Annotated in this window: 12 protein-coding genes; 10 read left to right on the forward strand and 2 right to left on the reverse strand. The window is 44.6% G+C overall.

Translation table 11 applies throughout. The features are described 5' to 3' along the window. Positions 1-56 precede the first annotated feature (56 nt). The 10 genes from gcvPB to EL216_RS09770 all read left to right on the forward strand — a co-directional run bounded on the left by gcvPB (position 57) and on the right by EL216_RS09770 (position 12,633). Entirely contained in the window at positions 57-3,122 is a 3,066-nt protein-coding gene (gcvPB, locus tag EL216_RS09725; protein ID WP_085391009.1) for an aminomethyl-transferring glycine dehydrogenase subunit GcvPB, read from the forward strand. A gap of 195 nt (positions 3,123-3,317) precedes the next feature. Further along, positions 3,318-3,512, forward strand: a complete 195-nt coding sequence (locus tag EL216_RS09730; RefSeq protein ID WP_085391008.1) for a YgaP family membrane protein — start codon at positions 3,318-3,320, stop codon at positions 3,510-3,512. A gap of 87 nt (positions 3,513-3,599) precedes the next feature. Continuing rightward, entirely contained in the window at positions 3,600-4,130 is a 531-nt protein-coding gene (locus EL216_RS09735; protein WP_085391007.1) for a rhodanese family protein, read from the forward strand. 234 nt (positions 4,131-4,364) lie between these two features. Beyond that, positions 4,365-4,688: an ArsR/SmtB family transcription factor gene (locus EL216_RS09740; RefSeq protein ID WP_085391006.1), complete on the forward strand. Its 324-nt coding sequence runs from the start codon at positions 4,365-4,367 to the stop codon at positions 4,686-4,688. A 720-nt stretch (positions 4,689-5,408) separates the two neighbouring features. Then, positions 5,409-6,062, forward strand: a complete 654-nt coding sequence (atoD, locus tag EL216_RS09745) for an acetate CoA-transferase subunit alpha (RefSeq protein ID WP_085391043.1) — start codon at positions 5,409-5,411, stop codon at positions 6,060-6,062. A 10-nt stretch (positions 6,063-6,072) separates the two neighbouring features. After that, on the forward strand, positions 6,073-6,744 hold the full coding sequence (locus EL216_RS09750; protein WP_085391004.1) for a 3-oxoacid CoA-transferase subunit B: 672 nt from the start codon (positions 6,073-6,075) through the stop codon (positions 6,742-6,744). Then, on the forward strand, positions 6,741-8,084 hold the full coding sequence (locus EL216_RS09755; RefSeq protein ID WP_085391003.1) for a TIGR00366 family protein: 1,344 nt from the start codon (positions 6,741-6,743) through the stop codon (positions 8,082-8,084). Before EL216_RS09750 ends, EL216_RS09755 begins: the two co-directional genes overlap by 4 nt. 20 nt (positions 8,085-8,104) lie before the next feature. Next, entirely contained in the window at positions 8,105-9,286 is a 1,182-nt protein-coding gene (locus EL216_RS09760; protein ID WP_085391002.1) for an acetyl-CoA C-acetyltransferase, read from the forward strand. An 89-nt stretch (positions 9,287-9,375) separates the two neighbouring features. Next, complete coding sequence (gene atoS / locus EL216_RS09765; RefSeq protein WP_085391001.1) at positions 9,376-11,226, forward strand: two-component system sensor histidine kinase AtoS; 1,851 nt, start codon at positions 9,376-9,378, stop codon at positions 11,224-11,226. Positions 11,227-11,250: 24 nt separating this feature from the next. Then, entirely contained in the window at positions 11,251-12,633 is a 1,383-nt protein-coding gene (locus EL216_RS09770; RefSeq protein ID WP_085391000.1) for a sigma 54-interacting transcriptional regulator, read from the forward strand. A 172-nt stretch (positions 12,634-12,805) separates the two neighbouring features. Here the strand turns inward: EL216_RS09770 and EL216_RS09775 are convergent, their stop codons facing one another. Together EL216_RS09775 and EL216_RS09780 are read right to left on the reverse strand one after the other, a co-directional pair. Then, positions 12,806-13,390, reverse strand: coding sequence for a hypothetical protein (locus EL216_RS09775; protein ID WP_232005241.1), 585 nt, complete (start codon positions 13,388-13,390; stop codon positions 12,806-12,808). A gap of 244 nt (positions 13,391-13,634) precedes the next feature. Then, complete coding sequence (locus EL216_RS09780; protein WP_085390999.1) at positions 13,635-13,907, reverse strand: DUF1289 domain-containing protein; 273 nt, start codon at positions 13,905-13,907, stop codon at positions 13,635-13,637. Positions 13,908-14,011: the final 104 nt, after the last annotated feature.

Raw genomic sequence — 14,011 nt, forward strand, 5'->3', positions numbered from 1 at the left:
GTTTCAAACGGCAGGCCGCGCGCAGGCCGCTTTTTTACGCATACAAAGGAAAATCCATGAATTTTAACGAATTGTTTGACAACAACGAATTCGCTTCCCGCCACGTCAGCTTTAACGACGAAGCCGCGCTGCTCTCGGCGTTGGGTGAAAAAGATATGGCGGGTTTTATCGGCAACACCGTGCCGCAAAGCATCCGTATGCCCGGGGCGCTGAATCTGCCCGAGGCGCTCACCGAAGCCGACGCGCTGGCGAAAATCAAAGCGGTTGCCGCGCGCAATAAAGTGAACAAAAGCTACATCGGGCTGGGCTATTATCCGACCCGCCTGCCGAACGTGATTCTGCGCAACGTGCTGGAAAACCCCGGCTGGTACACCGCCTACACGCCGTATCAGGCTGAAATCGCACAAGGCCGCTTGCAGGCGCTGCTCAATTTCCAACAAGTGTGTTTGGATTTAACCGGCTTCGATACCGCCGGCGCGTCGCTGCTCGACGAAGCCACCGCCGCCGCCGAAGCGATGGCAATGGCCAAGCGCGTGAGCAAAGTGAAAAATAACCGCTTCTTTGTGGATGAGCGCGTGTATCCGCAAACCTTGGACGTGATGCAAACCCGCGCCAAATACTTCGGCTTCGAGCTGGTGGTGGGCGATTTTCAGACGGCCTCGGAAGGTGATTTCTTCGGTGCGTTGTTCCAATACGTCGGCAAAGACGGCGACGTGCTGGATTTGCAGGAAATCATCGGCCGTCTGAAAGAAAAAGGCACGATTGTGGCGGTGGCAGCCGACGTGATGAGCCTGGTGTTGTTGAAGTCTCCCGCCGAACTCGGCGCGGATATTGCATTGGGCAACACCCAGCGCTTCGGCGTGCCGATGGGCTTCGGCGGCCCGCACGCGGCTTATTTTGCGTTTAAAGACGAATTCAAACGCTCGGCACCCGGCCGCATCATCGGCGTGTCGAAAGACGCTTCGGGCAAACCCGCGCTGCGCATGGCCTTATCGACCCGCGAGCAGCACATCCGCCGCGAAAAGGCGACTTCCAACATCTGTACCGCACAGGCCTTGCTGGCCAACTTGGCGGGCATGTACGCCGTTTACCACGGCCCCGAAGGGGTGAAACGCATTGCCAACCGCATTCACGCGCTGGCGGCTGCGTTTGCCGATGCGGTGGTTTCAGACGGCCTCAAAGTGGTGCATGAAGTGTTCTTCGACACCGTAGCCGTAGATTGCGGCGCGAAAGCCAACGGGATTTATCAGGCCGCCTTAAACGCGGGCTACAACCTGCGCCAAGTGAACGACAACGTATTGGCCGTGGCGTTCCATGAAGAATCTACACCAAATGAACTAGCCGCATTAATAGAAATTTTCACAAGTAAAATTGCTAACCAATTAGCAGATCCATCTTTATCAATGTCTTTAGATTTTGGTAATCGCGTAGATGATGTATACAATTTCATTACATCACAGGGTTTCAAAGTTGAGCATGGTAAGTATGAAGATCCTGATACAGGCGAAGTAGAAGATGAAGGAATTCTACGCATCAATGGCCAAGAAAATGCCGTAGGTTTTGCGATTATGTTGGAAATTGAAACAAATAGCTATGCAGAAAAAGCTATGGGAGGTAAACCAAGCCTGCCTGAAAACTTATTGCGTACCGATGAAATTTTGACTCACCCCGTGTTCAACAGCTACCACACCGAACACGAAATGCTGCGTTATCTGAAAAAGCTGGAAGAACGCGACTTGGCGATGAACCGCAGTATGATTTCACTCGGCAGCTGCACCATGAAGCTGAACGCCACCAGCGAAATGCTGCCGATTACTTGGCCCGAGTTCAGCAGCATCCACCCCTTCGCCCCGCGCGACCAAGTGGCGGGCTACATGCAGATGCTCACCGATTTGCAAGACCAGCTCAAAGCCATCACCGGATTTGACGCAATTTCCATCCAGCCGAACTCCGGCGCACAAGGCGAATACACCGGGTTGCTGTCCATCCGCCGCTATCACGAAGCCAACGGCCAGCCCGACCGCAACGTGTGCCTGATTCCCCAATCCGCGCACGGCACCAACCCTGCCACCGCGCAAATGCTGGGTATGAAAGTGGTGGTGGTGAAAACCGACGAGCAGGGTAACGTCGATATCGAAGACCTGAAAGCCAAAGCCGCCGAGCATCAGCAAAACTTGGGCGCGCTGATGATTACCTATCCCTCCACCCACGGCGTGTACGAAGAAGGCATCCGCGACATCTGCCAAATCATCCACGACCACGGCGGCCAAGTGTATATGGACGGCGCAAACATGAACGCCCAAATCGGCATCATGCAGCCTGCCGAAGTGGGCGCAGACGTGTTGCACATGAACCTGCACAAAACCTTCTGCATCCCGCACGGCGGCGGCGGCCCCGGCATGGGCCCCATCGGTTTGAAAGCGCATCTCGCGCCGTTCGCTCCGAGCCACGCCGTATCGCCCGTTGAAGGCGCAACCGACGGCATGAGCGCGGTATCCGCCGCGCCTTACGGCTCCGCCAGCATTCTGCCGATTACTTGGATGTACATCACCATGATGGGCAAAACCGGCATGGAGCAGGCCACCCAATGGGCATTGCTGAACGCCAACTATGTCGCCAAAGAATTGAGCGCGGATTACCCGATTCTCTACACCGGCAAAAACGGCCGCGTCGCCCACGAATGTATCGTCGATTTGCGTCCGCTCAAAGCCGAAAGCGGCATCACCGAAACCGACATCGCCAAACGCCTGATGGACTACGGCTTCCACGCCCCCACCGTATCGTTCCCCGTGGCCGGCACATTGATGATCGAGCCGACCGAAAGCGAAAGCAAAGCCGAACTCGACCGCTTCATCGCCGCACTGAAATCCATCAAACAGGAAGTGCTGAAAGTACAAAACGGCGTATGGCCGAAAGACGACAACCCGCTGGTAAACGCCCCGCACACCGCGTTTAACGTAGCCGGAGAATGGAGCCGCGCCTACACCCGCGAAGAAGCCGTGTTCCCGCTGCCCTATGTGCGTGAAAACAAATTCTGGCCGAGCGTCAACCGCGTCGACGATGTGTACGGCGACCGCAACTTGGTCTGCTCCTGCCCGCCGATGAGCGCGTATGAAGAGTAAACTGAAAATCGGCGGATAAGCTGATGAATCAGTGTGAAACAGCCGAAGCGTGTTTGAAGCGCGCTTCGGCTGTTGTTTTTCAAAAGGCCGTCTGAAAATCACTTTGACACATTGCAAAACTTTATATATTATTTTTCATATATTGTATTTTTCATATATAAAATCATTTTTAGATTAAAAAGCAAGGAGGGCGTTATGAAACGCAACGTGGGCGGAATCGATAAAGTATTGCGTATCGTAGCGGGAGCGGCTTTGATGATAATGGCCGCTACCGGAGTGATCGGCTGGTGGGGTTGGCTGGGTGCAATCCTGCTTGCAACCGGATTGATGTCTTATTGTGCTTTGTATTCTTTGCTGGGCATTAACACTTGCCCGCTCAATAAAAAATAAAGGAAAACGTGCCGCTTGAAGCATTTAATCCGCACCGGCCAAAACCGGTTTTGTGCGGCAAAATTGCGGCATTAGAAAGAAAGATTTATGGTTATTCCTACTATCACGGCAGCCGATGCCGCGAACAAAGTTACCCGAGGAGCGTTGTTGGTCGATATCCGTCAGCCGGACGAATATCGCCGCGAACATATTGAAGGCGCAGTATTGCAGCCTTTGGCCCAATTGCAAATGCAAGGCTTGCCGAAAGCCGCGACGCAGGCGGATTGTGTGATTTTTCACTGCGAATCGGGCATGCGTACCAACGGAGCTGCCGATTTATTGGCGCAGACGGTAAACGGCAAAGAGACCTATATTCTGGAAAAAGGTTTGGATGGCTGGAAAGCTGCCGGCCAGCCGACGCAAATCAATACTTCGCAACCGATTGAGCTGATGCGCCAAGTTCAGATTGCCGCCGGTTCGCTGGTTATGCTGGGGACGGTGCTTGGATGGTTGGTTTCCCCGGCTTTTTACTTGTTGTGTGCTTTTGTTGGCACCGGTTTGTTGGCGGCAGGTATAACCGGATTTTGCGGTATGGCCAGATTGCTGGCCGTTATGCCGTGGAATAGGGGAGTTTATTAATCTGCTAATTCAGAAAGGTTTTATTTCTTTCTTTTAGAGCAGAGTAATTAAAGGGTTGTTGATATCGGAAGCATACTGATTTACCGGTGAGGTGTATCAGTTTGTAAACTCCGAGTCGACAGCCCTTAAATCGTTGTACAATCGATTCGCAGATGGGATAAAACCATACCCTCCATTTACTGAAATACTTATGCAATACAGCACATGTTTTTGAAATTGAAGTGAAAAGAACGAATGATGGAAGATTTATTTGCCAAATGTAATGAAGCTGTTGCTTTCTTAAAACTGCTTGCCAACACCAACCGTTTGGCAGTGCTCTGCACTTTGTTGGATCAACGCCGGAATGTTACCGAGCTGGCAGAAATGACCGGGTTACCTCAAGCTGCAACATCAAGCCAGTTGGCTTTGTTACGTGAAGCCGGGTTGGTCAATTGCGAAGTACGCCATCGGGAACGCTTGTATTACATTGCTGATGGGCGGGTTAGCGAAACCATTCAGTTGCTGCATATGTTTTTTTGCGTAAATGATAATAATATTAATGATAATATTAGCGATTAAATGTGGGAGTAACCAAGGAAGTTTTGAATTAAAGTGCAATATTTGTGCAAAGTAAGAAGCTGGTGTGCGGCATCCCGGCTTTCTAATATTTTTCCTGCATCCGGTTGTACGGGAGGATTCGTCAATTTGAAATTATAATATGTTGAAAAATAAAATATCTCAAATGTGTAAAATTATTTTACGCCTATTCTAAAAGTATCTGTCAAAACAAATCAAAGTGGATCCCAACCCAATTTCAGTATGTAATATCAAAACTCAGTCCTGTCAGGATTGCAACTATTCTGTAAAAAAACGATAGCTTCGTATTACATCACTCATGCTGCCTTGCCAGTTAAAATGTACAGTGCAGATTTTCTTTGTAAATGTCATATTCAAATGTGATTTATCTCTGATTTTACTCTCGAACTGGAAGATCACGGTTTTGTATTTTATCCGCAAAAATGAAAAGTAAATTTTCAAAGGTTCCGTTTCAATTTGTGCAAAATTTTTCTTCTTTAAAGCAAAATAAGGAGAAAAATTTTGCATACCAAGTGCAAAAATTTGCATAGACATCGATAAATAAAATGCTGAAGGCATTATTGAATTTGAAAAATAAATATATAAATATTAATAAGTTGTGTTGATATTTTGTATAAATTTTATTTTGGCATATGGATTGCTTAAAATTTAATAACAGCACTTGCTGTGCAATTGTTTAATTAAATGTTTTGGAGGTCTGTTATGGCAACAAAGAGAATCAAAATATCCGAAATACAAAATCACTTATCTGATGGTATGTCGATTATGTTCGGCGGATTCATAGGTATTGGTACTCCTGCCAAATTGGTTCAAGCAATTTTGGACTCAGGCGTTAAAGATTTGACATTAATTGGTAACGATACAGCTTTGGTTGATACCGGTGTGGGTCCATTGATTGCAAATAACCGAGTAAAAAAAGTTATTGCGTCCCACATAGGCACCAATCCTGAAACAGGTAAGAAAATGATTGCAGGGGAAATGGAAGTGGAATTGGTTCCGCAAGGAACTCTGGCTGAACGCATTCGTACGGGGGGGGCTGGTTTGGGTGGTTTCTTAACACCAACCGGTATTGGTACTGTTGTGGAGGAAGGAAAACAAAAGATTGAAGTGAATGGAATCGATTATCTGTTGGAACTTCCGCTTAAAGCAGATTTGGCAATCGTGCAAGCAAAAAAAGCCGACGAGGAAGGTAATCTCGTTTATGAATTGGCCGCACAGAATTTTAACCCGTTAGTTGCATTGGCTGCGAAAACAGTAATCGTCGAAGCAGAAGAAGTTGTAAGCGTTGGTGAAATTTCACCAGATGAAGTGGTTACTCCTGCTGCACTTGTTGACTACATTGTTTATCCGGAATAAGGAGATAATTATGAATGCTAAAGAATTGATTGCCCGCAGAATTGCAATGGAATTGAAAAACGGTGATGTAGTGAACTTGGGTATCGGACTGCCGACGCAAGTTGTAAATTACTTACCGGATGATGTGGAAATTACTTTACAGTCCGAAAATGGTTTCTTAGGGTTAGCTGCTTTTGATCCAGAAAACGCAAATCCAAACATGGTAAATGCCGGCGGCCAACCTTGCGGTATTAAGAAAGGCGGTTGTACGTTTGACAGCGCATTTTCTTTTGCTCTGATCCGCGGCGGCCATGTGGATGCCTGCGTATTGGGTGGATTGGAAGTCGATCAGGAAGGTAATTTGGCTAACTGGATGGTGCCCGGCAAGATGGTGCCCGGTATGGGAGGTGCTATGGACTTGGTTACCGGTGCCCGCAAAGTAATTATCGGCATGGAACACTGTTCTAAATCCGGTAGCTCAAAAATCCTCAAACAATGCACCCTGCCACTTACTGCAAGAAAAAAAGTGCACATTATTGTTACTGAGTTGGCGGTATTCAAATTCATCGATGGCAAGTTGGTTCTCACCGAGCATGCACCGGGCGTAGACCTCGAAACTATTAAAGCCAATACCGACGCTGACTTTGTCGTTTGCGATGATTTTAAAGAAATGTGCATTAGTCGGAAAGGATTGGAATCATGATCAGCAAAGTCTCCCGCGTGATGACGACACTGGTCAGCAAATACTTGCCTGACCCGCTGATCTTTGCCGTCCTTCTCTCCTTTGTCACTTTTCTGTGTGCTTGGGGATTAACTGACAGTACCCCTGTTGATCTCGTCAATATGTGGGGTGATGGGTTCTGGAACCTACTCGGTTTCGGTATGCAAATGGCACTGATTGTGGTAACGGGCAATGCCCTTGCCACATCTCCGCTGGTTAAGTCGTTTTTGGGGCGTACGGCTTCAATAGCACAAACACCCGCACAAGGTGTCATGCTCGTTACCTTCATGGGAGCGATTGCCAGCATCATCAATTGGGGGTTTGGCCTGGTAGTAGGCGCGATGTTTGCCAAAGAAGTAGCAAGACGTATCAAGGGTACCGATTATGCTCTTCTGATTGCCTGTGCCTATATAGGTTTCATGACTTGGGGAGGCGGTTTTTCCGGTTCTATGCCGTTGCTGGCCGCCACTCCCGGTAATCCGGTTGCCCATCTCATGATTACGGAAAGTAATCCGCAAGGCATTATTCCGGCTTCCTCCACACTCTTTTCCGGCTACAACCTCTTCATTATCGGTTTGCTGGTTCTGTGTTTGCCTTTCATCACTCGCATGATGATGCCCAAAGAAGGTGAAGTAAGAAGTATAGACCCTGCATTGTTGGCTCCTGATCCGGTGTTTACCAAACAGCTTGGCCCTGATGCTACTTTAGCCGAGCGTATGGAAGAAAGCCGCCTGCTTGCTTATGCTATCGGTGCATTGGGATATAGCTACTTGGGGATGTATTTCTACAAAAACGGCTTCAATTTGACCATTAACAATGTCAACCTTATTTTTCTGATTACAGGAATATTGTTACACGGCACTCCGATGGCTTATATGCGTGCCATTGTTAATGCGACAAAAAGCACTTCGGGTATTCTCATTCAATTCCCTTTTTATGCCGGTATTCAGCTGATGATGGAGCATTCCGGTCTCGGTGGGTTGATTACTGAATTTTTCATCAACATTGCCACTAAAGATACTTTCCCGGTACTCACTTTCTTCAGTTCGGCTTTAATTAACTTTGCTGTCCCTTCTGGTGGTGGCCACTGGGTTATCCAAGGTCCGTTCGTTATTCCTGCTGCTCAAGCACTTGGTGCAGATCTTGGTAAATCAACCATGGCTATTGCTTACGGTGAGCAGTGGATGAATATGGCACAACCTTTCTGGGCACTGCCTGCTCTCGGTATCGCCGGTTTGGGTGTGCGTGATGTGATGGGTTATTGCATGACAGCATTGATCTTTACTGCTCCGATTTTTGTGATTGGTTTATATTTCTTGTGATCTATATAAGGATTTGAAAAATGGAAAATATTGTTATTGTAAGTGCAGCCAGAACCCCTCTGGGAAGTTTTAATGGATCATTTGCGGGCGTTGGCGCGGTAGATCTTGGTGCGGTAGTAATTGAAGATGTTTTGAAAAGAGCAGAGGTGGATAAAACTGCTGTTGATGAAGTAATTATGGGAAATATCCTGCAAGCTGGAATTGGTCAGAACCCTGCGCGTCAAGCAGCGTTAAAAGCAGGTATTGAAGAGCATATTTCTTCTTTTACTATTAATAAGGCCTGTGGTTCAGGCATGAAAAGTGTAGTGTTGGCTGCACAGGCGATTGCCAATGGTGATGCTGAAATTATTGTAGCCGGCGGCATGGAAAATATGAGTCAAGCTCCTTTCTTATTGGATAGTAATGTTCGCTTAGGATGCCGTATGGGCAATCAACAGCTTCGTGATTCGTTAATTGAAGATGGATTGACTTGTGCGATAAACCATTACCATATGGGAATAACAGCAGAAAATATCGCTGAACGATATGGTATCAGTCGTCAAGAGCAAGATGAATTTGCTTTGCGTTCACAAACATTGGCGGCGAAGGCTCTACAGAATGGAGCCTTTGAAAAAGAAATTACTCCCGTGGTGGTGAAAACTCGAAAAGGCGAGCTCATTGTTTCAAAAGATGAATATCCAAAGTTAGATTGTACTGCGGAAGGGTTGGCTAAACTAAAACCTGCTTTTAAGAAAGACGGTACGGTAACGGCTGGAAATGCTTCCGGTATTAATGATGGAGCAGCAGCGTTGCTCGTTATGAAAGAAAGTAAAGCCAAAGCATTGGGATTGAAACCATTGGCCCGGATTCGTAGTTATGCTAGTGCAGGAGTTGATCCTTCTGTGATGGGTTTAGGCCCGGTACCTGCTACTAGGAAAGCATTGGAAAAAGCCCGATTAACTTTACAAGATATCGATTTAATTGAAGCCAATGAAGCTTTTGCTGCTCAATTTCTCGGGGTAGGGCGTGAGTTGAACTTTGATTTAGATAAGACTAATGTGAATGGCGGTGCCATTGCTTTAGGCCATCCTGTAGGTGCCAGCGGTGCCCGTATTTTAGTGACTTTGTTATATGGTATGATTGAACGCGATGTTAATCTTGGTTTAGCGACTCTCTGTATCGGAGGTGGTCAAGGTATTGCCATGATTATTGAACGTGTTTAACTACTTTTTATTGTCATAATAATGGCTTATACCTGATTTGAATCAGGTATAAGCCTGTTTTATGAAAAACATGGAGATTTGCACCTGCAATGACTTTCAAAAAATCCTACTTAAAGGAGGTGATGCTTCGTTTTGGAGAGAAGCTATATCCGGAAAAATTACGCATCAGAATTATGTTCCTCAGCATATTCTTGACTTGTATTTCAATTTTTTCTATTGCCTATCTGGTTGAAAGAGAAGGTATTGCTCTCTTGTTACAAGAGAAAGAACAAAAATTATTTACCATTGCGTATGTATTGGATTTGGAATTGGGAGAAACTTTCGAGCAAATTGATTCTAAATTGCCACGAGATGAGCAAATCAAACAATTAAATAATAAGCTTTCCCCTTATTTAGAAAAAATTTTACAAAATAATCCCAAAATAGCCGCTGGGTATTACCATCGCGAACTTGATGCGGTAGTTGTGTATGGCCCGCATATTAAATATGGGGATAAAGTCGGAATCAAAATTTCAAATGACCATCCTGGGCGAATGGTTATGTCTTCTGGAAAACCGCTTGTGTGGCAAGGCCCTCAGGTGCGCGGTAATATTATGAACGCTATGGTGCCGATTATCCGTAGCGAAAAAATACAAGGATATATTTGGACTAATGAATTAGCAGAGGATATCAGTCTTCAAGCAATGGGCTTGGAGAAACGTATCGTATTGATATGTTCGCTTGGGTTGATTTCCAGTATCGTTCTGGCATGGGTGCTTTCTCATCGGATGAATACTGATATAGATATCATCAGGCAAGGATTAAAGAAACTTCCTTTAGATTTGCATATCCCTTTGCCAAACATTAAAGGGGAAATGAATGCTATTGTAGAAGGAATAAACCAACTTGCGCTAGCTCTTAATGAAAGTAAATCAACAAATGAAATGATTCTGGATAGCATCATAGATGGTGTTGTTACCGTAGATAATAATGGTCTGGTTACCATGTTGAACCCAGCAGCTGAAAAAATTTTTAGGTATAAACGCGGTGATGTTATTGGTAAACCTTACCATTCGATTATTGATGATCAAAATTATCAAAGCCCCCTTTTAGATACATTACATAATGGTACAAATCATTTAGGTATTGAAATGGACTTTCCGGTTTCAGGAAGAGTTCTTCATCTCAGTTTAAGTACCAGTCATTTGAAAAACCATAATGGAAAAATCATCGGTGCAGTGCTGGTATTTAAGGATTTATCCGAACAGCAAGAAATGCAACGGATTATTCAGCAAACTGAAAGATTAGTAGCAATTGGCGAATTAATGGCCGGAGTTGCACATGAAATCCGCAATCCATTAACTGCTATCCGGGGATTTGTGCAGTATTTACAGAAAAACGATATATCTGAAAAACATCGTAAAGAATATATTGATATTATTCTGAAAGAGGTAGATTCAATCAATGAGGTTATCCGTCAGTTATTGGATTTATCAAAACCACATAAAAACTATTTTTCTCCTGCTTCTCTTAATCAGGTGATTAAAGACACTTTGATTGTGGTAAATACATCTAAATATTCTCCGGTTATTCATTTTGAATTAATATTGGATGATTCGTTACCGCCGGTTTATTTGGATGCAGCGATGATTAAACAGATGTTGTTAAATTTAATTATTAATGCGATTCAAGCTATTTCGGGAGAGGGTACTATAACGATTAAAACATACCTTTCTGAAGACAGCCATTGCCAATATATCGAGATTATTGATACAGGGTGTGGTATTAATGAAGATCTCAAAGATCATCTGTTTACCCCTTTTTTTACTACAAAACCTTCAGGTACAGGGTTAGGGTTGGCGATGGTGGAAAAGATTGTTACTTCACACCAAGGGACAATCCAGATTAAGAATAATAGTAATAGAGGAGCCGTTGCTACGGTTAGCCTTCCTTCTCTTTGACAATAAAAATTTTGAAAATAATATATGAAGATATTGATAGCTGATGACGAAGAGAATGTCAGAAAATTACTTTCCATCGTATTGGAAGAGAGTGGCCATCAAATAGAATTGGCAAAAGGCGGTAAAGAGGCCGTTGATAAATTTGATGAAACTATTGATTTGGTTTTGTTGGATATCCGAATGCCAGAAATGGATGGCCTACAGGTATTGCAGCATTTGAAAAATGCAAGGCCGGATGTTCCTGTCATTTTGATGACTGCTTATGCAGGTGTAGATACAGCTGTTACGGCACTTAAATCCGGTGCATTTGACTATATTATTAAGCCGTTTGATTTAGATGAAATACAAGCACTGGTTGCAAAAGCTCTGCAATATAAAAAGTCGTCTCAAGAGGAAAATTTTATTATTGATAAATTGGAACTCTATGACGAAGAAGGAAATCCCCAGAGAATCTTGACCAGTAGTCCGGTAATGATGGAGTTGTGCCGACAGATTGCTAAAGTTTCCCAGACCAATGCAACTGTTTTAATTACAGGGGAGAGTGGAACCGGTAAGGAATTGGTAGCAAAAGCAATTTACCATTACAGTGAGCGGGCGGCAGGGCCTTTCATTAAAATCAATTGTGGTGCATTGCCGGAAAGCCTGCTTGAAAGCACCTTGTTCGGGCATGAAAAAGGTGCTTTTACGGGAGCGCAAAGCCGCCAGCAGGGATTATTTGAAAGGGCTCACAACGGAACCTTGTTTTTGGATGAAGTAGGTGAAATGTCCACTAATCTGCAGGTGAAGTTACTGCGTGTTTTGCAAGAAAAAGAATTTGAGCCGATTGGAAGCAGTAAAACCATCAAAACGGATTTTCGCCTTATTGCGGCGACAAATCGTAATTTGGCAGAGCTTGTCGAAGAAAATAAATTTCGTTTGGATTTATTTTATCGTTTAAATGTTATGCCGCTGGTGTTACCGCCGCTACGTGAGAGACCTGAAGATATCACATTATTGGCCCGGCATTTTGTGCAGAAATTTTGTGTCGAGCACCAACATAATTTTTTAGAATTGGATGAAAGTACAATAAAAGTTTTAAAATCTTATACTTGGCCGGGGAATGTTCGCGAGCTTTCCAACACAATCGAACATGCAGTAATCATGTCGACGGGGCTGTCTATTTATCCGGATGATTTGCCTCCGATTGTATTGGGGGAAAGTAAACGCCTTTTTTCAGAGCCAGATCCTATGGATGAAGAGGGAGTAAACCAAAAGACATTACGGGAGTCGATGAAAAATTATGAATGCAGCATGGTTCGCGAGGCTTTGAAAAAACATAATGGTAATCGGGAACGTACGGCTAAAGCTTTGGGTATCAGTAAACGGGCTTTGATGTATAAAATTCAAGAATACCAAATTGAATTGTAAAGAGTATTTAATCAGATGTATGATAGGAATAGCTTGTATTTTTTGAAATAAAAAATTTAAAACGGAAAAGCCGACATATAAAAATATGTCGGCTTTTCAACAAGAAAAAATAATATATCAAAAGACCAAAGTAGTTTGATATGGTTGTCGATTGACCTCAATTTCTAATTTTTTAAGGAGTCTTTGTTGATGATCCCCAAATGGCGTTAGCCTGTTCATTAATATTCTGTAAATCCATCCAACCTATCTGAGTGAACAAGAATATCAATAAAGATCCGAAAAACATCAAAGCAATCAGATAAACAATATAACCCAGTAATACTTTCCAAGCGGATTGTCGTCCCATCTTCATGAAACCGATGGCCTGCACCCAAAAAGTCCATACTTGCCAAAAAATACCGATTGAACCGAGAGCGGGTATATAAAACACGAGCAGCGCAGGAATAACCAGTGCTTCCGTTGCCAACACAAATCCCCAAAATGGCAGTTTGGGGGAGCCGTAATAGTGGAGCACTCCGCTCATCACGCGGCTAAGCAGCAGCCATTTAAAAATACTCAGTAATACGGAAAATACGATTGCCGCCGTGCTTTTGCCGAACAGTTGCGACATTCCGGCAGCATTAACTAGGCCGATAAGCAGCAATACGGCCGATAATACAGGCAGAGTATAGAGATATTCGGCGGGAGATCTATAGCGTAAACGTAATATGTCCCACATATCACGCAATAATTGATACAGCATGTTTTTGAAAATCATTATTAAAAGAAGCTGCATTGTAACGTAAAACAAAGTATTCCAACGAATAAGTTTCAGACGGCATATGGTATGTCGGACAAGGGCGGATTAATCTACCAATAAATCCGAAATGGCCCGAAACCGTGGCGACAATACCGTTTACGATATATTTCTGCGTTACGAGGGAATATTGGATAAGCAAACAGGCCGTCTGAAAATATTTCAGACGGCCTGTGTATACAAGGTAGTTCGTATCGGAGGACTATCAGGATTCTTCACCATGCTCCGTCTCAAATTCGAATCCCATTTGGTCCGGCAGCTCTATAACTGGTTGTTTTTTCTCCCAAGCGAGTTTTTCAAGTTTGTGCCGCCTCATTCTTATCAGGTGCATAACATGGTGCTTTTGCGTGTCGGTCATATTCAACCAATAAAGCCGCTCTTCTCGGCTGCGTAAACAACCCTTGCAAAAACCTTTGCTGTTGGCTTCGCAAACGCCGATACAGGGGCTGGGAATGGCGAAGAATTCAAGTTGTTCCATGTGCGGTTATAGGCTGATAAATGAGAGGTTTTTTTACGTGAAGGCAATATTACGTAGCCGGCTGTCACAACCGTTGCATTGTGCTTGAAAAGGTAAATGTTTTC

This window comes from Neisseria animaloris (assembly GCF_900637855.1).
Taxonomy (GTDB): Bacteria; Pseudomonadota; Gammaproteobacteria; order Burkholderiales; family Neisseriaceae; genus Neisseria; species Neisseria animaloris.

What these genes read in the sequence shown, in the direction of transcription:
- gcvPB (WP_085391009.1), top strand. Translation starts at nt 57, where the DNA reads ATGAATTTTAACGAATTGTTTGACAACAACGAATTCGCTTCCCGCCAC.
- EL216_RS09730 (WP_085391008.1), top strand. Translation starts at nt 3,318, where the DNA reads ATGAAACGCAACGTGGGCGGAATCGATAAAGTATTGCGTATCGTAGCG.
- EL216_RS09735 (WP_085391007.1), top strand. Translation starts at nt 3,600, where the DNA reads ATGGTTATTCCTACTATCACGGCAGCCGATGCCGCGAACAAAGTTACC.
- EL216_RS09740 (WP_085391006.1), top strand. Translation starts at nt 4,365, where the DNA reads ATGATGGAAGATTTATTTGCCAAATGTAATGAAGCTGTTGCTTTCTTA.
- atoD (WP_085391043.1), top strand. Translation starts at nt 5,409, where the DNA reads ATGGCAACAAAGAGAATCAAAATATCCGAAATACAAAATCACTTATCT.
- EL216_RS09750 (WP_085391004.1), top strand. Translation starts at nt 6,073, where the DNA reads ATGAATGCTAAAGAATTGATTGCCCGCAGAATTGCAATGGAATTGAAA.
- EL216_RS09755 (WP_085391003.1), top strand. Translation starts at nt 6,741, where the DNA reads ATGATCAGCAAAGTCTCCCGCGTGATGACGACACTGGTCAGCAAATAC.
- EL216_RS09760 (WP_085391002.1), top strand. Translation starts at nt 8,105, where the DNA reads ATGGAAAATATTGTTATTGTAAGTGCAGCCAGAACCCCTCTGGGAAGT.
- atoS (WP_085391001.1), top strand. Translation starts at nt 9,376, where the DNA reads ATGACTTTCAAAAAATCCTACTTAAAGGAGGTGATGCTTCGTTTTGGA.
- EL216_RS09770 (WP_085391000.1), top strand. Translation starts at nt 11,251, where the DNA reads ATGAAGATATTGATAGCTGATGACGAAGAGAATGTCAGAAAATTACTT.
- EL216_RS09775 (WP_232005241.1), bottom strand. Translation starts at nt 13,390, where the DNA reads ATGATTTTCAAAAACATGCTGTATCAATTATTGCGTGATATGTGGGAC.
- EL216_RS09780 (WP_085390999.1), bottom strand. Translation starts at nt 13,907, where the DNA reads ATGGAACAACTTGAATTCTTCGCCATTCCCAGCCCCTGTATCGGCGTT.